The sequence below is a fragment of the Bifidobacterium parmae genome (assembly GCF_002860365.1).
In the GTDB taxonomy this organism is placed as follows: domain Bacteria; phylum Actinomycetota; class Actinomycetes; order Actinomycetales; family Bifidobacteriaceae; genus Bifidobacterium; species Bifidobacterium parmae.
The window spans coordinates 65826-91611 of sequence record NZ_NMWT01000028.1; the positions used below are offsets into that span (position 1 = coordinate 65826).

The following is a 25786-nucleotide window of genomic DNA, read 5'->3' on the forward strand; positions in this document are numbered from 1 at the left end:
ACTACTCCTTCCTGACCGGGAACATGCTGGTGACGCGGGCTGTTCCTTTGCCTGCCTTGGCGAACGCCACTTTGATTTCGATGCCATCGATTGTACCCGAGACGGTGCCACGGTTCTTGCCTTCGGCGAGGAGCTGTGTGATGAACGCACGGTTCTCCTTCGAATCAAGAATCGTGATGCCGGCGTCCCGGATGTCGTCGGCCGTCCAGTGTTCGGGGAACTCGACGGTCTTCCCCGGGTTCTGCCAACCGTACCCGTGCAGGTGGCCGCCGCCGTCGTCCGACCCGTAGAGGATGTGGTTCCATTCCTTGGCGCGTATGGTCAACGGCAGGTCGGACGGCCATTCCGGGGCTTCGGCTGGTGTCGGGGGTGGGATGAGGTCGAGCGGGGAACGGGTGAAGCTGTGCGCGTGCATGGCCTTGACACGGTTCGCGCGCCAGATGCCATATCGGAGACTGTTGTCCTTGGTGAATTTCGCGTCGTCCTTGAACACGCCATCGGTGAGGGCCTTCGGGTAAAGACGGCGCATTTCGGCGCAGATCGCATCGCTGGACGTGTCCGGCGCCTTGTTCTTCGCCGCCTCGTACATGGACATGTAGTATTCGGGGTTGTACGCATTGAACTTGTACACGCCCCAACTCGGGATGATCCGGCAATCGTCCCCCGTGTGGAACGGCTTGAATTTGCCGGCGGTCTCCTCGCTGGAATAGTCGAAGCCTCGGGACGCGCACATGACGCAGAACGCGCACGTATACGAGCCGGTCGGCACTCGCGCGTATTTCGGCCGTGTCGGGTCCACGGCGGCACTGCGTTCGACGGTGAGCCGGGCGGTCGTCCTGACCAGCTCCTTCGCGTACCGATAGGCGTCCATGTACTTGTCAACGGTGAAACTGGGCCATAGGTCGTCGATAGTCTTACCGGCCCGTGACCGTCCCTCCATGACCTGCTTGTAGGTCAGACCGTTGAAATCGGTGTTCGCGAAGCCGCCCTCGATCTGCCAGACGGCACGGTCGGCGTCAATGCTCGCCGGAGTGAACGCGGGGAAATCCACTCCCATGTACCTTGACCATGTGTCGCGTACGCTCTGGTAGTAGGAGGCCGTCAACTCGTTGGAAGCCTCCGCGTATTGGACCATGGCCTGTTTGACGAGTTCGGGTGATTCCCCGTCCCATACCATGCCGGATGCGAGATTGCCCGCTTCCAGCTCCAGTCGGGAAAGCGTGTCCACGTAGTCGTCGTACAGGTCATTCAGCTCCTGTTCCAGTTGCTGGCGTTTCTCCGCCGGCAGGTTCAGGCTGTCGTAGTACATTCACGCCTCCGACCGTGTTCCCTGCTCTGATGTTGTCGATGATCTTCGACGCGTTCGTCCTGCGTTGGTCGGCCTTCAGGCGGATGATTTCGCTGCGGCTCAACCCGGCGCGGGTCATGCCCACGTCGCTGTCGCCGAACCCGGTGATGGAGCCGGCGAGCTTGCTGTACGCGTCGGCGCTCATGCTCGTCGCGGGCATGCTCGGGTTCATCCAATCGACCTGGAGCTTGAGCAGATCCGCCTCGTCGACGGACGGATCGCGCATGCGCACCGCCATGCGGATCGTCTCGAGGATGCTGTCGCCGAAATCCCTGTCCGCGTGACGGGCCTCGATGATGAGGTCCTCGCGTTGGGCTTCCGTCGCTTCGGCGCTGGTCGGGTTCGAGTCCGATACCACGCCGAGGCTGGAGGCGGGGATGTTGACCGCGGCGGCGAACATCGCCGCCCAGGATTTCAGCATCGTCAGATGCGGGTCCATGGTCGACGCGGACAGCTGCACCACCGAAGGTGTGTCCCCGTCGATGTCCTTGCTGATTGCGTTCCAGCGGCCCATGTACAGGCCCAAGGCCTGGTCGCCGCTCATGGAGGCGATGTCCTCGCTGACGCCGAGCAGCAGGATCTTCGGGAACGAGTAGAATTCCGCGTTGCCTTCGGCGCGGCAGATGGTGCGGTTGGCGCCGTCGATGATGCGCATGGCGTCGCGGCTGATGCGGGAACGTCCGAACGGTTTGATCTGCGTGGGATTGTAGGCGAGACGGAACGCCATGCACCGGCCGCCCACGGTCGGCTCGGGCGTGGCATCCTGCGGGATGGCCCACACGCCGTCACGTCGCTCGATGAGGATGTTCCGTTCGGGCATGTAGAGCATCAGGCCGGTGGCGTTGCCGTGCTTGTCCTGGTCGCAGATGCTCATGCACGCCTTGATGCGCCGGTTCGGGTAGTCCCATATCGCCGCTGACGCTTCGGTCGTGTGGGTGCGGATCGTCGGCTGTCCGTCGGCCGCGCGGCCGACGGTGAGGAACGAGCATCCGTGGATGAGGGCGGTCTGGATCGCCTGCTGCAGCACGCTCGTGAACCTGATGGACGCCATGAAATCCTGCAGGCCGAACGGGTCGTCCATGCCGGGGGCGACGAACCCCTCGAACACGCACAGCTCCATGAGCATGTCCACGGCCTTGCGAGCCCACCCCAAAGGAGTGTAGTTCGCGGTGATCGATTTCGGCATCGTCAATCCGAAATCCTTCAACGGCTCCTTGGCCTCGTAGTATGCGGTGAGCGTGGCGTTGCGCCCGGCATGGCGCGTCCACGTGTCGCACAGTTCCGCGAGCAGTGCGTTCTCGGTGTCCGACAGGCCTTCGACATGCGAGGGGGCGAGCAGCTTGAGCGCGGCCGCATGGCCGCCACCGGTCCAGCCGTTCTGTGACATGGTGATTTCCGGCATCATGCGCCTCCTATGATCTGGCGTCGGTTGGGGTTGCGTTTGGTGATGGTGGTGCCGTAGGCGGCGAGCGTGACGGCGACGAGGGGGCTGATGTCGATGTCGCCGCCGGTCTTGTTCCATCCGAACGCGCCGGATTGGCCGATGGGTCGGGTGGTGGCGTTCAGGGCGGCCGTGTTCAACTGGGGCTGGTGGTCGGCGTCCAGGTGTTGGAGGGTGCCGGCGTGGATCATGTCGAGCGTCCTTCCCGTGGCGGCGCCGAGGTCGCGCGTCTGCGTGATGGTCACCTTGATGTGTTGTTTCCGCAGGTCGGGGACGAGGCTCATGGCCGGCGACTGCGCGTCGATGACGACCGCGGTGTCGTCGTCGTGGCGGACGGCGGCGGCGATGGCGAGCGCCGACCTGTCGGGCGGCATGTCGAGCCCGTAGGCGACGCGGCCCTTGAGGTCGGGGGTCTCGACGGTGCCGGCGGCCCATTGTTTCGGGTCGATGGCGCTCGTGGTGGTGTCCTCGTCCCAGATGCCCAGACCCTCGCGACGGAAGTTGTCCACGCCGCCCAGCATCTTGCGCATGCGCAGAATGGCCGTCTCTCTCGTGCGCTTCGGATAGCTTGGATTGGCCTTCGCCCACTGCTCGTGGTCGTCGGGGTCGGCGTCGCGGTCGGCGGAGAATTCGACGTAGAGCATGCCGTCCGTGTGCGCGAGTCCGTCGGCGCGTTTCTGCGAGAACTGTTCCGACGGGTCGCCGGGCTGGGGCGGGGTGCCCATCATCACGATCAGCGGGTTCGGGCTGACGTTCGTGGCGGGCACCATGTCGTTGAGCGCCTTGACGGTGAGGATCTGCGCCTCGTCGAATATCTCCATGTCGACCGCGTCGAACCCTCGGCCGAAGCCCTGTTCGCGTGCGCCGAACATGATACGGCTGCCGTTGCGGAACGCGATCTCCTGCTGGCCGTTGGCGCGCCGGATGTGGTCGACGTAGGGGGTCATCTGCTTGTTGCGGGCGAAGCCGCACATCGTCTGGAACGTCTCGTCCGACGTTCTCGTGCGGTGCGCGGTCCACAGGACCTTGAGGTCCTTGCGGCCGGCGCACAGGATGAAGATCGCGCTGCCGATGGTGAACGTCTTGCCGACCTGACGGCATATCGAGATGACCGCGCCGCCCTCGCCGCACGCGTACAATCCGTCCTCGCGACGGCCGAACATGAGGTAGAGCAGGCCCTTCTGCCACAGGTCGTATTCGATGCCCATACGCCTGGCGGCCTTCTCCACCTTTGGGAAGTCCGACGAGACGATGCCCGACGGGATGGACAGCACGCGGGCCAGTTCAGACAATCGACGTTCCGGCATTCGTGTTCATCTCCATCGTGTCGTCGTCGAACAGGCTGCCGGCGCCGGACTGGGCTTCGAGTTCGCGGCACACGGCCAGATACTGGCGGGACAAGGCCGGCAGGTCCGAGGCCCGCGTGTCCGGGTCGTCCAACGCCTTGCGGAGCACGTCGCGCGTATGCCGCAGCGCGTCCTCCATCGGCTCGTCCATCATCCGTTCGAACTCGCGCCGGTCGATCGCCGGCGACGGTTTCGCCTTCGGTTTCGGCTTGACGGGCTCGCCCTTCGCCTTGCGCGACCGGTACGCCTTCTGCTTGCACTTGGCGGAGCAGTATTCGGCGCCGGCGCGCACGTCCTTCGGCAGCTCACGGCCGCAGACAACGCAATTCCGGGTTTTCCCAGCCATAACGCCTCCTTCGGGCCGTTACCGTTGCCGTAACGCGTTACCGTTACCGAAACCTCGGGGAGAGGAAGGCTCTATGCGCCGGGGGGAGCCAAGGCCGGGCGGGAGGGGCGTACCGGGGTGGGTCACAGGTCGACCGCGGTGAATGGGATCGCGGTCGGTCTGGTCTGTGTGCCTTTGCCTTGGCCGGTGAGGATGCGTCTGACTTCCTCGCGTGCCCATGCGAGCGTGTGGGTGCCTTTGACTTGGTTGCACCATCGGTGTGCGGCGCCGCTGTTGTGGTAGGTGAGCGTGCCGCCGCGTGCCAATGGGATGGTCTCGTCTACGACGTAGCTCCATGGGTGTGGTGGTTTGAGTGTGTAGTCGATGGGCCGGCCGCAGATGTAGCAGCAGGTGTTGGCGGCTTTGAGGCGGGCGCGCATCTGGCGGCGGCGGTGGCCGTTCTTGTAGCGTGGGTTGTATCGGCTCATTGCCGCATCTCCCCGTCTCTGAGAACGTTGGAATGTCTGGCGTGTCGCGCCCTCTCGACTTGCATATCTTTACATACTTTGTTATTATAGATGTGTCGGCAAGGAAGACCGACGATAGCAGAAAAGTGAAAGGGCAGGCCAATGACCATCAAGGATTGGCTATCGCTCATCCTTCAGGCCATATCCACCGGAACGGCGTTCTGGGTGGCATGGGGGACACGAGATAAAAAGAAGCCCCGACACAAGAAGTGAGTAGGGCAGGGGGTTCCGGATGCGGGTATCATCCAGAACCCCTCTACTCAGACTCTAGCAGAACGGAGAATCCAATGAAACGCCCCCGCATCTGGGGAATCCTCTCCCTCGCCTTCGGACTGCTGGCATTGGCGATGGACCTCGCCGGCATGTTCGCCGGAGGCTTCGCCCTCACCGCCGGGCTGCTCGGCCTCGCCGCCGCATACGATAAAGGCGGCCGCCATGACTAGGCATTACCTCAGCCTCACCGAGGTCGCCGAAAAACTCGGCATCACCAAGGGGGCCCTCGCGCAATACAAGCTGCCAGAAGCCGACGTGACCGTCGGCAGGGCACGGGGCTGGAGCGAGACCACGATAGACGAGTGGAACGCCGCCCGCCCCGGCCGAGGCGTCGGCGGCGGACGCCCACGCAAGAAACGTGATTGATACCCGTAGGCGGGATTCGATACCCGCACCGTGGTCCCTTGTCGGGCTGCTTCTGCAGTTGAGCGACTACGGGCTGGCGGGTAGTGAAAAACCCGGAATCCATTCGGTCTCCGGGTTCTCACACTACTGCTGATACGCAGTATACCACGAAGCGGATTCACCCTACTGCCGCTTGGAAACCGCCAGTGCCGTAATCTCGCGGATGCTGAATTCGTAGTAGCCGGGTGCGCCGTCGACCGGGCGGGTGCCGGGGAGCTTGCCGCGGTTGATCCAGTTCGACACCTGCTTGCGGCTCACCTTGACGCCGTACTCGCTTCTGAGCCATTCGGCGAGGCCGGCGGGCGTGCGTGTCAGATGGTACCGGTCGACGGTCTCGGCGACCTGCTCGCGAAGCTCCCGTACATCGACGAGCGTTTTGCAGGTCTCGCATACGCGCCATTGCTCGCCCTTGGCTGCGGTGATTTCCACGCCGCACGTGGGGCAGTGGCCGACGATGCGCCGGGTGCGCGGCCGCCGGTCGACGAGTGGGTTGATGCGCAGGCGCGCGTGGACGGCGGAACGCAGAGTCGTATCGGCTGCTGCTGCACGATCGTGCCGTCTGACGGGAGGGGTCATGGGACAACGGAAAATCGGCGTGAGCGGGCTTGGTCGGCGGATGGTCTTCAGGTGCGCGCGGAATTGGGCGTGCGGCGGATGTCGGGGCGCGAGTTGGCGAGGTCGATAGGCCGGAGCGAGACATATGTCAGGCAGCGTATCGCCGGGGAGAAGGAGTGGGCGATTGGGGATGTCGAACGCATCGCCGGGGGTGTGGGGGCTGTCCCCCGTGCGGATGCCTGATATTGCGGCCGGCGGGGGCGGGGCGTCGTCCTGCGGCGAATAGGACACCCCGGTGCCCATTGGCGAGCTCCGGGGGTTTCTTTGTTCGTCCCAGTGTCCGTTTCGTCGTGGGTCTCCACGGATTCCACCCGCGACACAACTTAGTCAATACTACTTTACTTGAAAAGTAAATAACTATAGACTATAGATATGAAAAGAAAAAGACCTCGAGAAGCGAATCCACAAGCTCGCCAAGGACAACGGCCTCGAAGACATCTGGACCGAAGGCGGCAACCACAGCAAGGTCACCGTCGGCAACGCCCAGACAACGGTCCCCCGGCACGGGGAGGTCAACGAGATCACCGCTAGGGGCATCCTGCGCTACATCGAAAGGAACATGAAATGAGCAATCCCGTAAACGCCACAGCCGTCTGCCGGCGCGCGGACGGCTGGTGGGCCGTCGAAGTCCCCGAAATCCCCGGCCTGTTCACCCAGGCGCGTCGTCTCGACCAGGTCGAGGCCATGGTGCGCGACGCCGCCGACATGCTCGGCGTCGAGGTCGGCGACGTCGCCATCGACCCGCAGCTCGACGAGGCCACGCAGCGCATGGTCGACGACCTGTTCGCCAAGCGCGAGGCCGCCCGCAAGGCGCAGGAGGAGGCATCGAAGCTCGCCCGCAGCACCGTCGCCACCTTGCGCGGCGAAGGGCTGACCGTGCGCGACGTCGCCACCGTCACCGGCGTCAGCCCCCAGCGCGTCAGCGCCCTGCAGAACGCCTGACCGCGCCCCTGCTCCAAGACTGGCCATGAACCACCATGAAAGACAAGACAGGACTGTTCTCGCTCCTTTTCGGAGCGGTCGGATTCGTCATCGCCGTCACCTCGCACGACGTCGCCGGCGGCGTGTTCGCCCTCTGCGCCGGCACGCTCGGCTGGCTGGCCGGAAGGGGACGGAATGACGACTAGACGGTATCTCAGCATCGCGGAGGTCGCCGAACGCATCGGCGTGAAGAACGCGAGCGCCTCCGGCTACAGGCTCCCCGAGCCGGACGCGCTGATAGGCCGCACGCGCGGCTGGCTCCCCGAGACGATCGACGCGTGGAACGCCGCCCGCCCCGGCCGCGGGGTCGGCGGCGGAACACCCCAAGGAATAGATGCAGGACGCCCCGGCGCCTGTATCGGCGGGCGCCGGGGCGTCCTCGTCCGTTTCGCCTATGCGGCCTCCTCGACGACCTCGGCGTCGATCACGTCGCCTGCGTCGCCATGCAGGTCGGGTATCGCCCGGCACAATAGTGCGGCGAGGGACGCGGCGTCTCTGTGCGTGTACCGGTTGGTCATCGTGATGCTCGCGTGGCCCATGATGGTGGTGCGCGCATCGTCGGGCATGTTCGCGCGGGCGGCCATCGACGCGGTCCAGTGGCGTGCGGAGTGGACGTTGACCATGGGCAGGCCGGCCGCCCTCAACGCCTTGCGCCAGTTGTAGCGTTCCGTCGAGCTGCGCACCGGGTTGCTGCGCGAGTTCGTGAACACCAGCTCCCGCGGCCCGACGCCCAGCCGCTTGATGCGCGCCCACAACCGCTCCCACAGGCTCTCCGGGATTGGCACGAACCGGCGGGCGGCCCTCGTCTTCGGCGTGGTCAGCCACAATACGCCGTACAGGTGCTCGGCCTTCAACCAGCCGGGTATCTCCACCTCGCCCGGTCTGCCATACTGCTGGATCTGCTGTTGGCACACGTCGATGCCGGGCACGCCGTCGCGCCGCTTCAACTGGAACGGCATGAGCGCGTACCGCTCTCCCTCCCTCATGCCGGCCGCGAACGCCAGCTCGAACAGCAGCGCCCACATCTCGTCCATGTCCGCGGTCGGCGCGGGGCCGCGACGCTTCGCCCCGCGGTTGGGCACGGCCTCGAGCAGCTTCCTCGGCTCGTCGGGGGAGAGGATATGGGTCTCCGTGGGCTCCACGCGCGGCGGGCGCACCCTGCGGCACGGGTCCACGGGAATGAGTTCCTCGAGCTCCGCCTGGTCGAGCATCATCTTCAAGCTCACGAAATGGTCCTTTAACGTGGAGGGCGCGAGCCTCTTGGACAGGACGCGCATGCACAGGCGCACGTGCTCGGCAGTCAGATCCGTGAGGCGCACGTGGCCGATGACCTCCATGCACGCCTTGATGCGCCCGGCCCGCGTCCGGTACGTGGTCGGCTTCACGTTCATGCGGTACTCCTCCAGCCACCGTTCCGCGTAGTCCTTCAGATACGGCGACTTCGTGCCGGGCAGCAGCCCGGTACGCTCCATCTCCGCCACCCTGGCCTCGAAGCGTTCGCGCGCCTCCGCCTTCGTCCTGCCCTTGGCCTGGATGCGCCGGCGCCGGCCAGTGGCCGGGTCGCGTTCCAGCTCCCTGCGGATGATCCACGTGCCATCCTTGGCGTGGATGACGCTTCCGGCTCCCGGCGTGCGTCGTCTCGTGTCCGTCATGATGCCCTCCCTGCGAGGTCGGGGGCGTCTTCCGGGTCCACCGCCCGCGCCGGCCTCCCAAAGGTACCCTAAAGGTACCCTAACGGTGCCGCAAACGGCCAGATACGGGGCATAATCCGCCATTCCCCGTGAATCGAAAAACGGCGGAATCCGCACCGTTCCACGAACCGGAAACGTTGGAATTCCGCCGTTTTTACAGGGGCTTACCCCCTATTTCGAGACGTTGAACTTGAACTCGACCGATTGTCCTTCCTCCAGCAGCCTGTCGTTGCAGCTACAAAATCGGTGGCATGATTCGGCAATCGTCGTCAGACGATTGCCTTCAGCCATGTCTCGATGGCCTGTTTGACCGAGGCCGCATCATGCTGGGCTAGCTCACCTCGCAATTCCAACCCGTCACATACCCTTGCCCCGGTGACACGTGCCAAGGTCTCTTCGGTGCCGGCCAATCCGCTGCCCTCGTGCGTGCAGAACGGGACGATGGTCCTGCCCGTCCAGTCACGGCTTTCGAGGAACGTGTACACCGGCATCGGCATATCCGACCACCAGATCGGATAGCCAAGGAAGACCATCTCAGCCGTATCCAGCGCCGCCGTGTCCCCGTCCAGCACGAACGCCGGACGTGCATGATTCCTACGTTCCTCGGTCGCCTGCGCCACCGCCTGATCGTATGCATCCGGATACGGTTCGACCGGCACGATCTCCACGCCCATCGAGCCTGTTTGCTGCATGATTTCAGCCGCGACCTTTGCTGTACTGCCTACGGTGGTTTTCCCCACCGCATAGTTCTCGCCGGTGCGCGAGAAGTACACAACCACCGTATTGCCATTGTTGTTCATCGTGATGCTTCCCCTCAGATTTCGCTGATGTTGATGAGCGACTTGATTGCGCGGCGCTGATCCATCGCCTCGTAGGCATCCTGAACGTGATAGAGATCGAACGCGCCGGTGAACATGAGACCGGGCTCGATCATGCCGGACAGCACGGCGGGCAGCAGCACCTCGCGATCATACGTGGCGACCGATGCTGGGCCGCCCTTCAGTCCGATGTTGCGCCAGAACAGGGCATCCACGTCGATATGCGCGTCGTGTGGAACGCCCACGCGTCCGACCGTGGAGCCGGGGCGTCCCACACGTACGGCGGTTTCGATGGACTGGGCCGAGCCGACGCATTCGAGCACCGCGTCCGCACCGTCGCCATAAGTCAGTTCCATGACTCGTGCCACGGCGTCGTCGCCCCGCTCGGGCACGATGTCGGTAGCGCCAAACGCTCGGGCGAGCGCCGCACGATCCTCATGCCGGCTCATGGCGATGATGCGCGAGGCCCCGCGCATGCGCGCGGACAGCACGCCGGACAGTCCTACCGCGCCGTCACCGAACACGACAGCCGTATCCCCCGGCCTGACCTCGGCCGAGACCGCCGCGTGGTAGCCGGTGGCCATCACGTCGGCCAGAGTGAGCAGCGAGTCCAGCGTCGCGTCACCGTATGACTTCGGATCGCCGGGAACCTTCACCAGCGCGGTGTCGGCCTTGGCGGCACGCAGGTATTCGGCCTGATAGCCGGCGTTACCACCCGGTTCGGCGTTCACGCAGTTCGCCTCGAATCCGGCGCGACATGCGGCGCAATGCCCACAGCCGTGAGTGAACGGTACGATCACGAGATCGCCAGGCTGAAGGTCTCGCACTTCGTCGCCGATCTCGTCGATGATGCCGATGGCCTCGTGTCCAGTGAGCGAACCGTGCGGACGCTGCGAGATGCCGCGGAACCACCACAGGTCGGAACCGCATACGCACGCCTTGATCACGCGCACGATCGCGTCGTCCGGCTTTTCGATCACAGGTCGGGGGACCTCGTGCACCTCCATGCGTCCGGGTTCGACGAATACCGCAGCTTTCATACTGTTGGTCATGATGTTCTCCTTTGGATCAGGGTTTATGCAATGAATTAATGAATGGGTTTATCGCCGAACCGCCGTACGTTTTCACGGTCGCAGTGGACCGTAGAAGTAGCTGGCGGTGGCGCCGCCGTCGACGAGGAAGTCGGCGCCGGTGATGAACGCGCCGCGATCGGACATGAGCAGTTCGGCCACGTTCGCCACCTCGTCGGCGGTGCCGGGTCGTCCGGCCGGGCATTTGGCGAACATGGTCTTGTAGAAGTCGCCGCGCGGCCCGTTGAATTCGTCGATGGCCAGCGGCGTGACGATGATGCCGGGCGAAATGGAGTTGAGTCGTGCCCCACGTTCGCCCCAGCGCACGGATTCAGCCATCACGCGCTTCTCGTTGCAGCGCTTGGCCAGCTGGTAGGCGTGCAGGGTGTCGCGGATGTTCTCCGGCTGCAGCAGCTCGAGGTCCAAGAGTTCCTCGGCGGGCGTGACGGCGAGCTGTTCGTCCTCCTCGGGTGTGAGCTGCCTCATGCGATGGCCGGACTGGCTGGAGATGGTCACGCCCACGCCGCCGGGCGCGATCACCTTGCCGACCTCCTCGAGCAGCACGGCCGTACCGTAGAGATCGACCTTGAGAATCGCCTTGATGGGCGCCTGGCTCGGCGAGACGCCGGCCGCGTTGATCAGCATCGTGATCTCGCCCATGCCCTGTGCCAGCGTGATGGCCGAGCGAATCGAATCGCGCGACGCCAGATCCACGGTCGTCGGCGTACAGTCGAATCCAGCGTCGGTCATGGTCCGGGCGACCGCCTCGGCGTTCTCCGGCTTCTTGTCGCCCACGAGGATGCGCATGCCGTAGCCCATGCGCCGTGCGATCGCCATGCCGATCTGCCCGGCGCCGACCAGCAGCATCACCTTGCGTCGTGTTGTCATATCGCTTCCTTCCCATGTGTCTCGCGTCCTCCCGGCTTTGCCGCCGGACGCTAACGTCACGATATGCCCATGCGCAATGCATTACAAATATGATTTCTCTATCTCAATAGATAGAATTAATGCATATAATTTTCGTCGTCGAAACCGGAAGGGCCGCATGGAACTCAAAACGCTGCGCAATTTCATCACGGTCGTGCAGGAAGAGGGAATCAGTGCCGCGGCCGACACGCTGCATGTCAGCCAACCGGCACTGTCCCGCCAGATCAAAGAGCTTGAGAACGAGCTGAATGCCACACTGCTCATACGCGGCAACCGTTCCCGCACAATCGGCCTGACCGACGAGGGAAAACTGTTGTACCGTCGGGCACGGGAAATCGTCGCATTGGCCGACCGGACGCGCGACGAGATTACGGAGGGCGACATGATCGAGGGGGACGTGCACATCGCCGGCGCACAGACCGCCGCCATGCGCACGGTCGCCAAGGCGGCCGTGCGGCTGCGCCAGCGCCATCCGGGGATCTGCATTCGCCTGCACGACGACTACGGCGCAAACATCATCGAACGGCTCGACAACGGGTTCGCGGACTTCGGCGTGCTCGTCCAACCGATCGACATGAGCCGCTATGACTACCTGCCACTGCCGGGCGGGGACTCGATGGGCGTGCTCATGCGGCATGACCATCCTCTGGCCGCTCGCAAAACCATCACCGCCGCTGATCTCAATGGCGTTCCGGTCATCGTACCGCAGGGTGTGCTTGCACGCGGCGACCTATCCGGCTGGCTCGGCCATCATGCGAAATCCATGAACATCGTCGGCACGATGAATCTCATGTACAACGCAAGCTGTTTCGTACAGGAGGGTTATGCCTGCGCAATCGGTCCAGCCAAACTGATCGACACCTCATGGGAATCGGGGCTGACATTCCGCTCGCTCGACCCACCGATGCATACAAAACTGGCCGTTGCGTGGAAAAACAAGCAGCCCCTCACCCCGTCGGCCACCGCGTTCCTTGACGCGCTGCGCGCCGTGATAGCGGCATAGGACGCCATCGTCCACCAACTCACGCCGCATCCTTTACGCCGCAACCCCACACGACGGTGGCCGATCACAATATACGAGACGAGGACCTTGGAATCACTGGAATTCCAAGGCCCTCGATGCTATGAAGCAATCACTTCTTAGGCGTTGGTGAGAACTTGAACTCGGTGTGATGTCGCTGAACGACATCACACCGAAACCAGTTCGTCATGAGCGGCGTACTCATACGAATGTCCGTACAGATACGTGGGAGAGATGTCGATGTCTCCGTCACACCAGGTCAGAACCCCGTGATCGATATGGAAGTCCTCGAACGTCTTCTCATCCCGCAGCGGGAGCGTCGTCGCCGGCAATCGGCTTGTGCACGGTCATGGTCACGCAAATAGAATTCAAGCCAATAGCAGCCTTCCACGCCTCCTCACAGTGCGCAACCAGGAAGGCTTCCTTCCTTTCTGGAAGCGTCGATGAAGCCCGCGAAGAAGCCCAATGAAATGATCAATTCATGAAATCGAGGGGCATGGCCATGTCTAGAGCTTCAAGATGCCCGAATGCGCGAGATCGATCGTCACGCTGGCTTCATGGAACTCGATCTCGAAGAGAACCAACTGGTCGCCGAACCGTTTCACGATGGGGCCGATGCCCCCTACACTGAGACATCATGCGAGTCATCATCCGGAAGTATCGGCCATCCGACGCGACGGCAACGATGCAAGTCTTCCGTCGCGCTATCCTCGAAACGGCGTCGCGGGATTACGATGCGGAACAGACGCGCATGTGGGCCAGCCGAACAGGTTCGGCCGCCGGATGGAATATCCGTCGGATGGCGGCGCATACATGGGTCGCCGCACTGGCCGACGACGCCTGTGACGGCGATTCGCCCGATTCCGCAATCGGCACTCCGATTGGTTTCATCGACGTGGACGACTCCGGATACATCGACATGCTGTTCGTCGCCCCGGCGTACGGGCGTCTGGGCGTCGCCACGTTGCTGCTTGCGCGAGTGGAGCAATTCACGGCCGACCATGGTATCGTACGTCTCGCCGTCCACGCCAGCATCACCGCGCATCCGTTCTTTGCCCGTCATGGATTCCGCATGGTCGAGACTCGGCATCCGACGATCGGGACTGTTTCATTCACCAACTATCTGATGACCCGTCCGTAGCGGTTGGCGGCCGCTGACTGAAGACCTGTCTATGGCATGACTCCGAGGTCTGGGACAAACCCGGAGGAGCCGCCAATGGCGTCCGGCATGGCGATTCGAGATGGAAGCACCCCTGAAGAGTTCCGTATGGCCGGTATAAACAAGGGCCTTGGAACCGTTTGGATTCCAAGGCCCCCGGCACTATTCGCCAATCACTTGCTCACGTTGAACTTGAACTCGACGATGTCGCCGTCCTGCATGACGTAGTCGCGGCCTTCCTGGCGGAGCTTGCCCTCCTCCTTGATGGCGGCCATCGAGCCGTCGGCGGCGACGAAGTCGTCGTAGGAGACGATGTCGGCCTTGATGAAGCCCTTCTCGAAGTCGGTGTGGATCACGCCGGCGGCCTGCGGGGCGGTGAAGCCCTTGTGGATCTGCCAGGCGCGCACCTCCTTTTCGCCCGCGGTCAGGAACGTCTGCAGGCCGAGCACGTCGAAGCCTACGCGCGCCAGCTGGTCGAGGCCGGACTCCTTGAGGCCCGCGTCCTCGAGCATCTCGCGGGCGTCCGCCTCGTCGAGCTCGGTCAGGTCGGCCTCGAACTGGGCGTTGAGGAACACGGCCGGCGCGGGGGCGACGGAAGCGGCGAGCTTCGTCTTGAGCTCGTCGTTGGCGAGCTCGTTGTCGTCCACGTTGAACACGTAGATGAACGGCTTGGCGGTCATCAGGTGCAGGTCGTAGACGGAGTCCTTGTCGAAGCGGCCTTCGCGCGCCGCCTTGTCGAGCGTCTCGCCGCCTTCGAGGATGGTCTTGGCCTGCTTGACGGCCTCCATGTATTCGGGCTCGATCTTCTTGCCGCGGAGGTCCTTCTCCAGCTTCGGCAGCGCGTTCTCGATGGTCTGCAGGTCGGCGAGGATCAGTTCGGTGTTGATGGTGTCGATGTCGTCGGCCGGGTCCACCTTGCCGTTGACGTGGACGATGTCGTCGTCCTCGAAGGCGCGCACGACCTCGCAGATCGCGTCGGCCTCGCGGATGTTCGCGAGGAACTTGTTGCCCAGGCCCTCGCCTTCGGAGGCGCCCTTGACGATGCCGGCGATGTCGACGAACGTCACGGTGGCGGGCACGATCTTCTCCGTGTGCACCAGCTTGGCGAGCACCGGCAGGCGGTCGTCCGGCAGCGGCACGACGCCCGTGTTCGGCTCGATGGTGGCGAACGGGTAGTTCTCGGCGAGCACGTTGTTGCGGGTGAGTGCGTTGAACATGGTGGACTTGCCGACGTTCGGCAGTCCGACGATTCCGATAGTTAGAGACATGCCCTCCAGTCTAAGGGCGAAAGCGACAACGCCGGCGCCGCGGCGCGCGTCCGTCCGCGGCGTGCGGGAGCCGGGCGACGCGGCGGGGGAGCGTCGTCTCCGCGCGCATGTCCATTTCCGATTTCCGACTATCCGATAGCGGGGTATAAGCAATCTTCATAGCGACATTCCCGTCGCAGGGGTTTCCGAAGCGGTCCGCGTGATGTCGCAACATTGTCTCAGGCGTTGGAACCATTGGTTTTCCATAGGTGGTGTTACGTTTTTCAGATTGTTCCGGCGTCTCGCGAATCGAAACCGATTGTGAGATAATGGTTGCAAATGTTCGATATTTGGTAGAATCGGCTGGTCTGCTACCCGTTATTCTTATGGGTAGCAAACGGATTCGCCCCCGACCGGGCGGATCGGATCCGGTTCCGCACGACACGTCGGGCCCGCCGGGGACGAAAACAAGACAAGAAGAAACCGCAAGAGAGAATCGCGCACCCGCGAACATCACATGACCATGACATCAAAGCAAACCAAGACCAGGAAAGGAGGACGGCAGTGAGCTGGGAAGTCATCCAACGTGCGCTCCCATTGTTCGAGAAGGCGTTCGTCCTAACGCTCAGGCTCTCCGCCGTCAGCGTCGTGCTCGCCACGCTGCTCGGGCTCGTGCTCGCGCTGCTGCGCGAATACCGCGTGCCCGTCCTCGCCCAGATCAGCACCGTGTTCCAGGAGCTGTTCCGCAACACCCCGCTGCTCATCCAATTGTTCTTCCTGTACTACGGACTGCCGTCCATCGGCGTCAAGTGGAGCGCCGAGACCTGTGCGGTCGTCGGCATGTCCATCCTGGGCGCCGCCTACATGTGCGGCGCGTTCGAGGGCGGCTTCACCGGCATCCCTCGCGTGCAGAACGAGTCGGCGCGCGCCCTCGGCCTGTCGCCGCTGCAGATGATCCGCCACGTCACCCTCCCGCAGGGCCTGACGCGCAGCGTGCCCGCCGTCGCCGCGAACGTGATCTTCATGGTCAAGGAGACGTCCGTGTTCACGGTGATCGCCGTGCCGGAGCTCACCAACACGGCGCGCGACCTCATCGGCATGTACTACCGCAGCGACGAATACCTGTTCATGCTGGTCGTCGCCTACGCGATCATCCTGATCCCGCTGTCCGTCATCCTCACGCTCATCGAAAGGAGGGTCCGTCGTGGAACCTTTGGCGATAACTGACGCCGCGGGCGCCGCATACGTCACGGTGGCCTCCGGCGCGGGCGTCATCTTCACGGGAGACAATCTCACGCGACTGCTGTCTGGTCTCGGCACGTCCGTGACCGTCGCCGGCCTCGCGCTCGTCGTCGGCATCCCGCTGGGCATCGTGCTCGGCGCGCTGCGCATCCTGCACAATCCGGTCCTGCGCGCCGTCCTGCGCCTCTACCTCGAATTCTTCCGCATCGTGCCCACGCTGGTCATCCTGTTCCTGTCCTACTACATCCTGCCGCGAGAACTCGGCGTGCAGGTGGACGGCGTGACCGTCGCCGTGGTCGCCTTCGGCCTGTGGGTGGCTGCGGAGATCAGCGACATCGTGCGCGGCGCCCTCATCTCCGTGTCCGACCATCAGGTCGACGCGGGCAAGGCGCTCGGCATGAACGGCCTGCAGATCCTGTGGTACGTGCGCATCCCGCAGTCCGTCAACCTCATGGTGCCCGCCACCATCAACCTGGCCGCCCGCGTCATCATGACCACGTCGCTGCTGCTGCTCATCAGCGTCATCGACGTGATCACCGTCGGCCAGCAGATCATGGAGGCGAACCGCATGACCCATCCGGACGCCGCCTTCTGGGTGTACGGATTCATCTTCTTCCTGTATTTCATCATCTGCTGGCCGCTGGCGATGATCGCCAAGGTCCTGGAGAAGCGAGCCAAGGAGCGTAACAATGGCTGAAGCCGACAACGAAACCACCGTCGCGGGCGAGGAGCCGCTGCTGTCCGTGCGCCATCTGCGCAAATCCTACGGCGACCACGAGGTGCTCAAGGACGTGAGCTTCGACGTGAAGCGCGGCCAGGTGCTCGTCCTGCTCGGTCCGTCCGGATCCGGCAAGTCCACGCTGATCCGCTGCCTCAACGGTCTGGAGACCATCCAGGGCGGCGAGATCCGCTTCAAGGGCGAGGTCGTGCCGAACAACAGCGAGAAGGCGTGGCGCCGTCTGCGCAACGAGATCGGCATGGTGTTCCAGAGCTACGACCTGTTCCCGAACCTCACGGTCGCGAAGAACATCGAACTCGGTCCCACCAAGGTGCAGAAGCGCCCCAAGGCCGAGGTCGACGAGCAGATGGACAGGCTTCTCGCGGACGTGCAGCTGTCCGAATACAAGAACGCGTACCCGCGCGAACTGTCCGGCGGCCAGAAGCAGCGCATCGCCATCGTGCGCGCGCTCGCCATGAACCCGGAGCTCATGCTGTTCGACGAGGTCACCGCCTCGCTCGACCCGGAGATGGTGCGCGAGGTGCTCGAGCTCATGCTGCGTCTCGCCAAGCGCCACATGACGATGATCGTCGTCACGCACGAGATGGAGTTCGCGCGTCGCGTCGCCGACACCGTCATGTTCCTCGAGAACGGCGTGATCCTCGAACGCCAGTCCGGCTCCGACTTCTTCACCAACCCGGAGACCGACCGCGCGAGGAACTTCCTCGACAGCATGTCGCCCGTCGGCGACGAGTGACATGCCGGGCGCCGGCTCCCGGAAGCCCCGGACCGCCGGCGCGTCGCCATCAAGATTTGCCAATTTACCAACCAACAGAGAGAGGGGAACCATCATGTTCAACCTGAAGAAGATCGCCGCCGGCGTGCTCGCCGCGGCCACGCTGATCTCCGTCGCCGCCTGCGGCAACGGCCCCGACCCGGCGGCCGGCGGCTCGTCCGCGTCCGGCCAGCAGGGCCAGACCGTCGAGCAGATCAAGAAGGCCGGCAAGATCCGCATCGCCACGTTCGGCGATCTGCCGCCGTACGGCTACGTGAAGAACGACGGCACCCGCGCCGGCTACGACGTGGCGCTCGGCAACCAGGTCGCCAAGGACCTGGGCGTGAAGGTCGAGTGGGTGCAGGTCAACGCGGACGGCCGCGTCGACTCGCTGAAGTCCGACAAGGTCGACCTCGTGCTCGCCAACTTCACCGTCACCGACGAGCGCAAGCAGGTCGTCGACTTCGCCAGCCCGTACATGAAGGTCTCCATCGGCGTCGTCTCCCCGGACAAGGCGAAGATCACCAGCGCCGACGACCTCAAGGGCAAGGATCTGGCCGTCACCAAGGGCACGACCGCCGAGACCTACTTCACCCAGAACTACCCGGACGTGAACCTGCAGAAGTTCGACTCCAAGACCCAGCAGTTCCAGGCGTTCAAGGACGGCCGCGTCGCCGCCCTTGCCGACGACAACACGTACCTGTACGCGTGGGCCAAGGACAACCCGGGCTACACCGTCGGCATCAAGACCCTGGGCGACGAGTCCACGATCGCGCCGGCCGTGAAGAAGGGCAACAAGAGCCTGCTCGACTGGATGAACAAGGAGATCAAGACCCTCACCGACGACGGCTTCTTCGAGAAGGCGTACGAGAGCGAGCTCGCCCCGAGCTTCACCTCCGACATCAAGCCCGAGGACGTCATCATCAAGTGACGCGCTGACCGCCGGTCACGCATGACGAGGCGGGAGGCTCCGGTCCACGACCGGGCCTCCCGCCTTTCGCGTATCCGCGGCGCACGCGCCCCGGGCGGCCGTCTTCCATCCCCACGGCGGCAGGCTTCCAGCCGGCCGCAAGGTTCCGGCGAACAAACCCGTGGCATAATCGGGGGCATGCGAATCGTCATCCAGAAAGTGTCCCAGGCGAGCGTCGACGTGGTCAACGAGCTCGGGACCATCGACCCCACGTTCGAGCCGCGGCAGATCGGCCACGGCTACATGATCCTCGTCGGCGTGTCCGACGCGGACGGCGACGCTGAGATCGCCTGGCTCGCCCACAAGGTGCTCAACCTGCGCGTCTTCGAGGACGAGCACGGCAAGATGAACCGGTCCATCCAGGACGTCGGCGGCGAGATCCTGTCCATCTCCCAGTTCACGCTCTACGCGGACGTGCACAAGGGCAACCGTCCCAGCTTCATCAAGGCGGGCAAGCCGGAACACGCGGACCTCGTGTGGATCCGCTTCAACGAGGCGCTGCGCTCCGGCGGCGTGCCGGTGCGCGAAGGCCGTTTCGGCGCGCACATGCGCGTCGGCCTCGTCAACGACGGGCCGGTCACCATCGTCATCGACACCGAGACGGACATGCCGCACAAGGCGTGAGAGTGGCCCGCCTCCCCGACGCCCTCTTCTCCCGACATCCCCGCCACCGGTCCAACCGCACGATACTTCGAAAGGAAACCCCATGATCCCAGCCATCGACCTGACCAACGTCGACTTGTCCGGCCTCGACCTGTCCGTCTTCGACCGCATCGCCCTATGGTACGGAAGCCTGCCCGCCGAGGTGCGGACCTGCCTGACCGTCGCCGTCGGCGCGGCCATCGCCTACGTGGTCTTCAGGATCGTCGTCAGGCTCATCAAGGGCATCATCGCGTCGGTCATCGCCGCCGTGCTCGCGTTCCTGCTGACCACCGTGCCCGGCAACATGCTGCTCTCCCAGGCGTACGACCGCGTCGAGCAGCAGGTGACGACGAGCCTCAACCAATGACGCCCCTCGGCGTCGCGGCCATGGCCGTCGCATCCATGGCCGGCACGTCTATAGTGGATCGTGAAGCCGGGCGATGATTGCGAGGGGCGTATGCGGGTATTCGATTTCGACGGGACCATCTACGACGGGGAGAGCCTGTTCGACCTCTACCTGTTCAGCGCGCGCTACGACATGAAGGTGTTTCGCCATCTCGCCCCCGTGCTGCGCTACGCCGTCAAATACAAGCTGGGCAGGGCGACGCTCGAACAGATGGAGAGCGGCGTGGGCGAGGTGGCGCGCAAGTACCTGCGCGACCTCTCCACGTCGAAGGGCGTCGACGCGTTGCGCGTGAGCGCCCTGAACGACGCGGCGAAGGCGGGGCTCGGTGACGACATCCTCGCCGCCGACGCCTCGGCGGCCGGCGCCGACGACCTGACCGGCGGGCTGAAATCCCTGGTCAACGCGTTCTGGGACCGCAACATGCGCAAGATCAAACCGTGGTACGAGCCGCGGCCCGACGACGTGATCCTCACCGCCTCGTTCGACGCGACCGTGGGGGAGGCGTGCCGTCGGCTCGGCGTCAGACGTCTCATCGCCTCCACCATCGACCCCGCGACCTTCGAGGTCACGTACCTCAATTTCAACACGAACAAGCCGAAGCGTCTGCGCGAGGTGCTGGGCGCAGGCGCCGTCATCGACGAGTTCTACACGGACAGCATGTTCGACCAGCCGATGATCGACATGGCGCGCAAGGGGTTCATGGTCAGGGGGAACGCCATCACGCGCGTGAAATGAACCACGTGGCGGCCGGCGACCGGCCCGCGGCCACGCCGCGGCGGCGTGTCGCGGGTTGCCCCTCAAGCGCTTCAGGTGCGTACGGTGGGAGCCGTCGCCGCGATGTGAAGTCGCGGATCGAACGACGACAACGATGAAGGAGACGATCATGAGCGAGACGATGAAGGCCGCGATCTTCGTGAAGCCCGGCGAGATGGCCGTGCGCGAGGTGCCGAAGGCGCGCGTCGAACAGGACACGGACGCCCTGGTGCGCGTGGTGCGCGCCTGCGTATGCGGCTCCGACCTGTGGTACTTCCGCGGGCTCTCCCCGCACCCCGAGAACAGCCAGATCGGCCACGAGTCGATCGGCGTGGTCGAACAGGTGGGCGCGTCCGTCACGACGGTCGCGCCCGGCGACTTCGTCGTGCTGCCGTTCCCGTACAGCTGCGGCAAGTGCCCGGTGTGCGAGGCCGGTTTCGAGTCCGTGTGCCCGCACGGCGGCTACTTCGGCGCCAGCCAGGCCGAATACGTGCGCGTGCCCGAGGCCGACGGCACGTGCGTGAAGGTCCCCGGCACGCCGGAGGACTATGACGACGAGACGCTCGCCTCGCTGCTGACCATCGCGGACGTGATGTCCACCGGCTACCACGCCGCAGTCTCCGCCGAGGTCAAGCCCGGCGACACGGCCGTCGTCATGGGCGACGGCGCCGTCGGCCTGTGCGGCGTCCTCTCCGCGAGGATGCTCGGCGCGGCGCGCATCATCGCGATGAGCCGCCACGAGGACCGTGCCGTCCTCGCCCGCGAATTCGGCGCGACCGCCGTCGTCGCCGAACGCGACCAGGCCGCCGTCGACAAGGTGCTCTCCATGACCGGCGGCTACGGCGCGGACGCGGTGCTCGAATGCGTCGGCTCCAAGCAGTCGTTCGACACGGCCATCGGCCTCGCCCGCCGCGGCGCCGTCATCGGCCGCGTCGGCCTCCCGCACGACGTGGAGATCAGCGCCGAAGGCACGTTCTACGGCAACATCGGCATCAAGGGAGGCCTCGCGCCCGTGCGCCACTACGACCTCGAGTCCGGACTGCTCGACGCGGTCGTGAACCACGAGATCGACCCCGGCCGCGTGTTCACCGGCGCCTACGACCTCGACCGCATCCAGGAGGCGTACGAGGCGATGGACCGGCGCGAGGTCATCAAGTCGCTCATCCGCTTCTGACGCGCCGACGCCTCCGGCCGTTCCGACGGATCCGGCCGAAGCCGCGCGACATCATGGCCGCGTGCCACCCGCAGGAAACGGGACGGCACGCGGCCATTGCGTATGATGGGTGGCAGCGCGGAAGGAGAACACGTCATGGCGGTACCCGAAATCGAACGCCGATGGATCGGCAAGTTCCAGGAGAACCTGTCGATCATACGCAAGGTCGCCGGATGGACCACGCAGGAGCTCGCCGACGAGCTCGGCGTCGCCCGGCAGACCGTCTCCAACCTCGAGACCGGCAAGACGCCGATGAGCAAACTCCAATACCTCGCCCTGCGCACCGTGTTCAACGCGGAGATCGCCGAACACGACAACCGCGACCTCGCCCGCGTCATCACCACGCTCGTCGACGAGCCGCTGCGAGGCGAGGAAGACGGCGACGACGCGACGGTCGGCGCGACGACGGCCGCGGAGAGCGGCGGCGACACGCACGCCGACGGCGCGACGACGGACAGCGGCGACGCTCCGGACACGGCCGGACGCGCGACGTCGACGGACGCGGCGCGCAAGCGCATCGCCGGCGCCGGAGTGACGTCACGCGCCGCGGCGAAGAACGGACGCGTGACGCCCGGCGCCGCCATGCGCATCCTCACCGTCGTGACCGGCGCGCTCGCCAGCGGCGCCGCGGCGGGCGCGCTCGCGTTCCTCATGTTCCCCGACGGCGGTCTCGGCAAACGCTGACGCGACTGCCGTCGCCTACAGTCCGAGGATCTCCTTCTTCTTCGCCTCGAACTCCTCCTGCGAGAGGATGCCGGCGTCCAGCAGCTCCTTGAGCTTCTTCAACGCGTCCAGCTGCTCGTCCAACGACAGTGACGGAGCCGGCGACGGCGTGGGGGAGGGCGATGGTGTCGCGGCCGGCGCGGCAGGAGCGGATGGCGTCGGTGGAACGGATGACGGAGCCGGCGCGGCGGAGGGCGCGGGCTGTACCGCGGGGGCCGCGTTCATCGGGTTGATGGCCTGCGCCATGTTCATGCCGAGCAGCATGCCGCCGTCGCCGAACCCGTGCTCGCCGATGCCCGCGGCGATGCGCTGCTGGGCGGCCATGTTCCCCGCCTGCGCCGACACGCCCTCGTAGGCGGTCACGTCCATGCGGTTCGAGGAGAAGCGTTTCACCAGTTCGCGCGATTCGTCCGTGAACTCGATGCTTTCGATGCCCACGTTGGTCACTTCGAAGCCGAACCGCGGACCCCAGGTGCCGGCGTTCGCCGGATCGGCGCGCACGGTGCGCGCGATCGCGTTCGACTGCGCCGGCAGCTGGGAGATCCGGTATTCGTCGGACAGCGAGTTGACGGCCACGCTGAACGACTGGATGAACTCGGACAGGATCTGCCGTCGCGCGCCCGGCTCGTCGAACGAGTACGAGGTGACGTTCGCCGGCACGAAGTTGCGCACGAAGCGCACCGGATCGGTGACCTTGAGCGACATGGCGCCGCGGGCGCGGATCTCCAGATCCGTGTCGTAGAAGCGGTCGTGGTAGACGAGCGGCGACGGCGTGCCGAACTTCACGCCGCGGATCTCACGCAGGTTGATGAACGCCACGTATTTGGTGACGCCCGGCTGGCCGCCGAACGTGAACCGGTCGGCCACCTGGTCGATGAGCGAGCCGAACCCGTCGCCGGCGAGGACGCTCTTCTCCCCGTTGCGGTACTCGTAGCCGCCGGGTTCGCGGATCACGTTCTCGATGCCCGACTGGCTGAAGATGAACGCGGCCGTGTTCTCGGGCACATAGATGCGCGAACCGTTGGTGATCACCCCGTTCGAGCCCGAATCGTTCGAGCCTCGGCCGTTGTTCGTGCCGCGCGGCACGCCGGGGGAGACGACCGTATGCTCGGCGAACCCGCCGGCGGTGATGATGTCCTTCCACAGGTCGGCGAACGTGCCGCCGAGTGCGCCGGAGAACGCCCTGATGATTGCCATGTTTCGAGGTTCCTTTTGTCGTTGGATGGCCGGTCAGGCAAGGCGCGTCTGGCGGTCGCAGTACGGGCATTGCACGGTCTCGTGGCGTGCTCCGGACAACGGTGCGCCGCATCCCTCGCACACGCCCGTCGACTTCGATTCGGGGACGCCGAGACCGGTGCGGAACGCGCCGAACGTGTCCTTCAACGTGCTGCCCAGCTCCTCGGCGCCGGGGATGGCGCGCGAGAACCCGGGTTTCCGCCCCTTGCTGACGATGTCGATCAGTCCCATGCCGGTCTCCTGCTCCTGTTCTGTCCGATGGCGGTCGTCACTGCAGCGTGGCGAGCTTCTGGTTGATGCGGGTCTGCACTTCGATGTAGTACTGCTGGTCCTCCGGGCTGAGCGTCGACTCGTCGATCGCGTCGAGCTTCTGCGCGGTGTCCGTGTACTGCTTCAGCCACTTGGTGTAGTCGACGAGCATCGAGGCGGGCTGGCCTTCCGCGTTGTACTTGTTCATGAAGTCGACGTAGCCGTTCATGGTCTGCTCGTAGCTGTCCATCGCGGCCTTGAAGTCGTCGGACGCGCCGGACTGCGTGGAGGACTGGCCGGAGGTGTCCGCGCCCGAATCCGTGCCGGTGGAGCCGTCGGCGCCGTCGGAGGAGCCGGAATCCGTGGTCGCGGAGTCGTCGCTGGAGTCGTCCGGCGGGTAGACGGCGATGTCCATCACGTTCTTGTTGTATTCGTTCACGGACACGTGCACGCTGTAGCCGGCCTCGTTCTTGCCGTTGAACGCGGTGTCGGTCTTGGAGTAGTCGACGGTGAAGCCCTTCTCCTGCACGGAGGTGACGTAGGACGCGTACTGCGAGGCGTCGGTGTCGCACACGGAGACGGAGAACGAGCTGGAGCTCTCGTTGTTGACCTCTCCGGACGAGGATGCGGGCTGCGGCAGCTGCGTGGCGAGTCCGGTCGTCGGCCATGCGAGGTCCTTGCAGGTGACCTTCTGGGATTCCTTGAACGACTGCTCCAAGGCGGCGTGGTCCGCCTTCTCCTGGCCGGCGGCGATCAGGACGTGCACGCCGCCGACGACGAACGCCGCGACGGTGAGTCCGACCGCGACCCACGCGAGGAGCCGTCCCCGGACCTTGCCGCCCTTGCGTGTCGCGTATACGGCGAAACCGGACAGCAGGCCGTTGAACACGGCGAAGGCCACCACGTCCGACCATTCGTTGAGGGTCGTGAACGCGCCCATGAGGAACAGCGCGCCGATGACGATCGCGGACACCGCCAGCTTGGAGGTCTTCTTCGCCGGTTCCGCATGGGCGTTTCCCTTGGCGGGGATGACCGGCGTCGCGGGGGCTCCGGGGGCTGCGGCGCCGGACGCTGCCGTTGCGGCGGAGACGGGGGATGGGGCGGGCAGCATCGACGCGGCGGCGTCGAGCGCCGTGTAGAATTCGCCGGCACGCTTGCCGTTGCCGTCGCCATCCGCGGTGAGGCGCGCCTCGGTGCCGCCCTCCGGCGTCGGCGTCAACGTCAGAGTGAAGCGGGCGTCCTCGTAGTCGTGGAAGGCGATCGTGCCGGTGCGGGCGTCCTCCGTGTCCAACGTGAACGTCGCGCCGGTGGACAGCTGGTCGTGCGCCGCCTGGAACACCTGCTGCGGGGCGGCCTGGTAGATGCGGTCGGCCGCGGGAGCCGCGGGAGCGGCGGCCTGCGGCTCCCGCGCGGCCGGTTCGATGGGTTGCGTCGGCTGGTCCGGCAGCGACGCCGGGGCCGGTTCGATGGGCTGGGTGGGCTGGTCCGTGGGGCTGGTCATATCCTGTTCCTTCTCTTCAGCAGCAGCATGGTGATGGTGGACGCGGCGAGCCCGGCGACCGTCACCGTCAAACCGACCGCGATGGCGGTTCTCCAACGTTCGCTCATGACTGCCCTTCCTTCTCCCGTGCATGCGATGCGTCCATGCGTCCCCTTCAATGTAAT

General features: G+C 65.0%; 29 protein-coding genes and 1 pseudogene. 16 read left to right on the plus strand and 14 right to left on the minus strand.

Going from position 1 to position 25786, the window contains the following annotated elements:
• Window position 1: 1 nt before the first annotated feature.
• The 5 genes from Uis4E_RS09385 to Uis4E_RS09405 all read right to left on the minus strand — a co-directional run bounded on the left by Uis4E_RS09385 (window position 2) and on the right by Uis4E_RS09405 (window position 4948).
• Window positions 2-1309, minus strand: a complete 1308-nt coding sequence (locus Uis4E_RS09385) for a VG15 protein (RefSeq protein WP_101622902.1) — start codon at window positions 1307-1309, stop codon at window positions 2-4.
• Entirely contained in the window at window positions 1245-2753 is a 1509-nt protein-coding gene (locus tag Uis4E_RS09390) for a phage portal protein (protein ID WP_165784941.1), read from the minus strand. The genes Uis4E_RS09385 and Uis4E_RS09390 overlap by 65 nt, the downstream gene beginning before the upstream one ends.
• Entirely contained in the window at window positions 2750-4096 is a 1347-nt protein-coding gene (locus Uis4E_RS09395; protein WP_101622904.1) for a terminase large subunit domain-containing protein, read from the minus strand. The genes Uis4E_RS09390 and Uis4E_RS09395 overlap by 4 nt, the downstream gene beginning before the upstream one ends.
• The gene (locus tag Uis4E_RS09400) at window positions 4074-4481 is read right to left on the minus strand and encodes a hypothetical protein (RefSeq protein ID WP_101622905.1); all 408 of its coding nucleotides are present in this window, start codon (window positions 4479-4481) and stop codon (window positions 4074-4076) included. The genes Uis4E_RS09395 and Uis4E_RS09400 overlap by 23 nt, the downstream gene beginning before the upstream one ends.
• A 122-nt stretch (window positions 4482-4603) precedes the next feature.
• Window positions 4604-4948, minus strand: a complete 345-nt coding sequence (locus tag Uis4E_RS09405; protein WP_243394505.1) for an HNH endonuclease — start codon at window positions 4946-4948, stop codon at window positions 4604-4606.
• 326 nt (window positions 4949-5274) lie between these two features.
• Between Uis4E_RS09405 and Uis4E_RS11955 the strand changes: the two genes are divergently transcribed.
• Entirely contained in the window at window positions 5275-5430 is a 156-nt protein-coding gene (locus tag Uis4E_RS11955; RefSeq protein WP_165784942.1) for a hypothetical protein, read from the plus strand.
• Entirely contained in the window at window positions 5423-5626 is a 204-nt protein-coding gene (locus Uis4E_RS09410; protein ID WP_101622906.1) for a hypothetical protein, read from the plus strand. Before Uis4E_RS11955 ends, Uis4E_RS09410 begins: the two co-directional genes overlap by 8 nt.
• Window positions 5627-5788: 162 nt before the next feature.
• Here the strand turns inward: Uis4E_RS09410 and Uis4E_RS09415 are convergent, their stop codons facing one another.
• Window positions 5789-6094 carry a hypothetical protein gene (locus tag Uis4E_RS09415; protein WP_243394507.1) on the minus strand — a complete coding sequence of 102 codons (306 nt, stop codon included), beginning with the start codon at window positions 6092-6094 and terminating at the stop codon, window positions 5789-5791.
• A 750-nt stretch (window positions 6095-6844) separates the two neighbouring features.
• Between Uis4E_RS09415 and Uis4E_RS09420 the strand changes: the two genes are divergently transcribed.
• From Uis4E_RS09420 to Uis4E_RS12260, 3 genes and pseudogenes are all read left to right on the plus strand, one after another.
• Window positions 6845-7222, plus strand: coding sequence for a type II toxin-antitoxin system HicB family antitoxin (locus Uis4E_RS09420; protein ID WP_101622907.1), 378 nt, complete (start codon window positions 6845-6847; stop codon window positions 7220-7222).
• Between the two features lie 35 nt (window positions 7223-7257).
• Window positions 7258-7407: a hypothetical protein gene (locus Uis4E_RS11960; protein WP_165784943.1), complete on the plus strand. Its 150-nt coding sequence runs from the start codon at window positions 7258-7260 to the stop codon at window positions 7405-7407.
• Window positions 7397-7588: pseudogene (locus tag Uis4E_RS12260) on the plus strand (helix-turn-helix transcriptional regulator); the annotation flags it as partial. The gene Uis4E_RS11960 and the pseudogene Uis4E_RS12260, both read left to right, overlap by 11 nt.
• 65 nt (window positions 7589-7653) lie before the next feature.
• Here the strand turns inward: Uis4E_RS12260 and Uis4E_RS09430 are convergent.
• The 4 genes from Uis4E_RS09430 to Uis4E_RS09445 form a co-directional block, all read right to left on the minus strand.
• Window positions 7654-8913, minus strand: coding sequence for a tyrosine-type recombinase/integrase (locus Uis4E_RS09430; RefSeq protein ID WP_101622908.1), 1260 nt, complete (start codon window positions 8911-8913; stop codon window positions 7654-7656).
• 308 nt (window positions 8914-9221) lie between these two features.
• The gene (locus Uis4E_RS09435) at window positions 9222-9752 is read right to left on the minus strand and encodes a flavodoxin (protein ID WP_101622909.1); all 531 of its coding nucleotides are present in this window, start codon (window positions 9750-9752) and stop codon (window positions 9222-9224) included.
• Between the two features lie 14 nt (window positions 9753-9766).
• A complete protein-coding gene (locus Uis4E_RS09440; protein WP_207764573.1) occupies window positions 9767-10822 on the minus strand; it encodes a zinc-dependent alcohol dehydrogenase family protein in 1056 nt (351 codons plus the stop codon).
• Between the two features lie 72 nt (window positions 10823-10894).
• Complete coding sequence (locus tag Uis4E_RS09445; protein WP_101622910.1) at window positions 10895-11728, minus strand: SDR family oxidoreductase; 834 nt, start codon at window positions 11726-11728, stop codon at window positions 10895-10897.
• A 157-nt stretch (window positions 11729-11885) separates the two neighbouring features.
• On the opposite strand from Uis4E_RS09445, the gene Uis4E_RS09450 reads away from it, so the two are divergent.
• A complete protein-coding gene (locus Uis4E_RS09450; RefSeq protein WP_101622911.1) occupies window positions 11886-12770 on the plus strand; it encodes a LysR family transcriptional regulator in 885 nt (294 codons plus the stop codon).
• 769 nt (window positions 12771-13539) lie between these two features.
• Window positions 13540-13929 (plus strand): GNAT family N-acetyltransferase, encoded by a 390-nt coding sequence (locus Uis4E_RS09460; RefSeq protein WP_279324956.1) that lies wholly within the window; start codon window positions 13540-13542, stop codon window positions 13927-13929.
• Window positions 13930-14120: 191 nt separating this feature from the next.
• Here Uis4E_RS09460 and ychF read toward each other — a convergent pair whose 3' ends face one another.
• Window positions 14121-15215 carry a redox-regulated ATPase YchF gene (ychF, locus tag Uis4E_RS09465; RefSeq protein WP_101622914.1) on the minus strand — a complete coding sequence of 365 codons (1095 nt, stop codon included), beginning with the start codon at window positions 15213-15215 and terminating at the stop codon, window positions 14121-14123.
• Window positions 15216-15758: 543 nt separating this feature from the next.
• On the opposite strand from ychF, the gene Uis4E_RS09470 reads away from it, so the two are divergent.
• The 9 genes from Uis4E_RS09470 to Uis4E_RS09510 all read left to right on the plus strand — a co-directional run bounded on the left by Uis4E_RS09470 (window position 15759) and on the right by Uis4E_RS09510 (window position 22597).
• Window positions 15759-16421 (plus strand): amino acid ABC transporter permease, encoded by a 663-nt coding sequence (locus Uis4E_RS09470; RefSeq protein WP_101623127.1) that lies wholly within the window; start codon window positions 15759-15761, stop codon window positions 16419-16421.
• Entirely contained in the window at window positions 16408-17133 is a 726-nt protein-coding gene (locus Uis4E_RS09475) for an amino acid ABC transporter permease (RefSeq protein ID WP_243394509.1), read from the plus strand. The genes Uis4E_RS09470 and Uis4E_RS09475 overlap by 14 nt, the downstream gene beginning before the upstream one ends.
• Entirely contained in the window at window positions 17126-17911 is a 786-nt protein-coding gene (locus Uis4E_RS09480; protein ID WP_101622915.1) for an amino acid ABC transporter ATP-binding protein, read from the plus strand. Before Uis4E_RS09475 ends, Uis4E_RS09480 begins: the two co-directional genes overlap by 8 nt.
• A gap of 94 nt (window positions 17912-18005) precedes the next feature.
• Window positions 18006-18860 carry a transporter substrate-binding domain-containing protein gene (locus Uis4E_RS09485; RefSeq protein WP_101622916.1) on the plus strand — a complete coding sequence of 285 codons (855 nt, stop codon included), beginning with the start codon at window positions 18006-18008 and terminating at the stop codon, window positions 18858-18860.
• A 177-nt stretch (window positions 18861-19037) separates the two neighbouring features.
• Window positions 19038-19523, plus strand: a complete 486-nt coding sequence (gene dtd / locus Uis4E_RS09490; RefSeq protein ID WP_101622917.1) for a D-aminoacyl-tRNA deacylase — start codon at window positions 19038-19040, stop codon at window positions 19521-19523.
• Window positions 19524-19605: 82 nt separating this feature from the next.
• Window positions 19606-19908, plus strand: a complete 303-nt coding sequence (locus Uis4E_RS09495; protein WP_101622918.1) for a hypothetical protein — start codon at window positions 19606-19608, stop codon at window positions 19906-19908.
• Between the two features lie 90 nt (window positions 19909-19998).
• The gene (locus tag Uis4E_RS09500; protein WP_101622919.1) at window positions 19999-20682 is read left to right on the plus strand and encodes an HAD family hydrolase; all 684 of its coding nucleotides are present in this window, start codon (window positions 19999-20001) and stop codon (window positions 20680-20682) included.
• Window positions 20683-20830: 148 nt separating this feature from the next.
• Entirely contained in the window at window positions 20831-21874 is a 1044-nt protein-coding gene (locus Uis4E_RS09505) for a zinc-dependent alcohol dehydrogenase family protein (RefSeq protein ID WP_101623129.1), read from the plus strand.
• 135 nt (window positions 21875-22009) lie between these two features.
• Window positions 22010-22597, plus strand: a complete 588-nt coding sequence (locus tag Uis4E_RS09510) for a helix-turn-helix transcriptional regulator (protein WP_101622920.1) — start codon at window positions 22010-22012, stop codon at window positions 22595-22597.
• A gap of 15 nt (window positions 22598-22612) precedes the next feature.
• Here the strand turns inward: Uis4E_RS09510 and Uis4E_RS09515 are convergent, their stop codons facing one another.
• From Uis4E_RS09515 to Uis4E_RS09525, 3 genes are read right to left on the minus strand one after another with little or no spacing between them, the layout of a single operon-like run.
• Window positions 22613-23833, minus strand: a complete 1221-nt coding sequence (locus Uis4E_RS09515) for an SPFH domain-containing protein (protein ID WP_101622921.1) — start codon at window positions 23831-23833, stop codon at window positions 22613-22615.
• A 33-nt stretch (window positions 23834-23866) separates the two neighbouring features.
• Window positions 23867-24103, minus strand: coding sequence for a hypothetical protein (locus Uis4E_RS09520; protein ID WP_101622922.1), 237 nt, complete (start codon window positions 24101-24103; stop codon window positions 23867-23869).
• A 37-nt stretch (window positions 24104-24140) separates the two neighbouring features.
• Window positions 24141-25622 carry a DUF6591 domain-containing protein gene (locus Uis4E_RS09525; protein ID WP_101622923.1) on the minus strand — a complete coding sequence of 494 codons (1482 nt, stop codon included), beginning with the start codon at window positions 25620-25622 and terminating at the stop codon, window positions 24141-24143.
• Between the last annotated feature and the right edge of the window lie 164 nt (window positions 25623-25786).

Bases quoted from the DNA above. Each gene is read 5' to 3' on its own strand.
- Uis4E_RS09400 (WP_101622905.1), bottom strand. From the start codon at position 4,481: ATGGCTGGGAAAACCCGGAATTGCGTTGTCTGCGGCCGTGAGCTGCCG.
- Uis4E_RS09495 (WP_101622918.1), top strand. From the start codon at position 19,606: ATGATCCCAGCCATCGACCTGACCAACGTCGACTTGTCCGGCCTCGAC.
- Uis4E_RS09450 (WP_101622911.1), top strand. From the start codon at position 11,886: ATGGAACTCAAAACGCTGCGCAATTTCATCACGGTCGTGCAGGAAGAG.
- Uis4E_RS09435 (WP_101622909.1), bottom strand. From the start codon at position 9,752: ATGAACAACAATGGCAATACGGTGGTTGTGTACTTCTCGCGCACCGGC.
- Uis4E_RS09405 (WP_243394505.1), bottom strand. From the start codon at position 4,948: ATGAGCCGATACAACCCACGCTACAAGAACGGCCACCGCCGCCGCCAG.
- Uis4E_RS09410 (WP_101622906.1), top strand. From the start codon at position 5,423: ATGACTAGGCATTACCTCAGCCTCACCGAGGTCGCCGAAAAACTCGGC.
- Uis4E_RS09395 (WP_101622904.1), bottom strand. From the start codon at position 4,096: ATGCCGGAACGTCGATTGTCTGAACTGGCCCGCGTGCTGTCCATCCCG.
- Uis4E_RS09440 (WP_207764573.1), bottom strand. From the start codon at position 10,822: ATGACCAACAGTATGAAAGCTGCGGTATTCGTCGAACCCGGACGCATG.
- Uis4E_RS11955 (WP_165784942.1), top strand. From the start codon at position 5,275: ATGAAACGCCCCCGCATCTGGGGAATCCTCTCCCTCGCCTTCGGACTG.
- Uis4E_RS09500 (WP_101622919.1), top strand. From the start codon at position 19,999: ATGCGGGTATTCGATTTCGACGGGACCATCTACGACGGGGAGAGCCTG.
- Uis4E_RS09390 (WP_165784941.1), bottom strand. From the start codon at position 2,753: ATGATGCCGGAAATCACCATGTCACAGAACGGCTGGACCGGTGGCGGC.
- Uis4E_RS09385 (WP_101622902.1), bottom strand. From the start codon at position 1,309: ATGTACTACGACAGCCTGAACCTGCCGGCGGAGAAACGCCAGCAACTG.
- Uis4E_RS09445 (WP_101622910.1), bottom strand. From the start codon at position 11,728: ATGACAACACGACGCAAGGTGATGCTGCTGGTCGGCGCCGGGCAGATC.
- Uis4E_RS09480 (WP_101622915.1), top strand. From the start codon at position 17,126: ATGGCTGAAGCCGACAACGAAACCACCGTCGCGGGCGAGGAGCCGCTG.
- dtd (WP_101622917.1), top strand. From the start codon at position 19,038: ATGCGAATCGTCATCCAGAAAGTGTCCCAGGCGAGCGTCGACGTGGTC.
- Uis4E_RS09505 (WP_101623129.1), top strand. From the start codon at position 20,831: ATGAGCGAGACGATGAAGGCCGCGATCTTCGTGAAGCCCGGCGAGATG.
- Uis4E_RS09515 (WP_101622921.1), bottom strand. From the start codon at position 23,833: ATGGCAATCATCAGGGCGTTCTCCGGCGCACTCGGCGGCACGTTCGCC.
- Uis4E_RS09525 (WP_101622923.1), bottom strand. From the start codon at position 25,622: ATGACCAGCCCCACGGACCAGCCCACCCAGCCCATCGAACCGGCCCCG.
- Uis4E_RS09420 (WP_101622907.1), top strand. From the start codon at position 6,845: ATGAGCAATCCCGTAAACGCCACAGCCGTCTGCCGGCGCGCGGACGGC.
- Uis4E_RS09485 (WP_101622916.1), top strand. From the start codon at position 18,006: ATGTTCAACCTGAAGAAGATCGCCGCCGGCGTGCTCGCCGCGGCCACG.
- Uis4E_RS09520 (WP_101622922.1), bottom strand. From the start codon at position 24,103: ATGGGACTGATCGACATCGTCAGCAAGGGGCGGAAACCCGGGTTCTCG.
- ychF (WP_101622914.1), bottom strand. From the start codon at position 15,215: ATGTCTCTAACTATCGGAATCGTCGGACTGCCGAACGTCGGCAAGTCC.
- Uis4E_RS09510 (WP_101622920.1), top strand. From the start codon at position 22,010: ATGGCGGTACCCGAAATCGAACGCCGATGGATCGGCAAGTTCCAGGAG.
- Uis4E_RS11960 (WP_165784943.1), top strand. From the start codon at position 7,258: ATGAAAGACAAGACAGGACTGTTCTCGCTCCTTTTCGGAGCGGTCGGA.
- Uis4E_RS09430 (WP_101622908.1), bottom strand. From the start codon at position 8,913: ATGACGGACACGAGACGACGCACGCCGGGAGCCGGAAGCGTCATCCAC.
- Uis4E_RS09460 (WP_279324956.1), top strand. From the start codon at position 13,540: ATGTGGGCCAGCCGAACAGGTTCGGCCGCCGGATGGAATATCCGTCGG.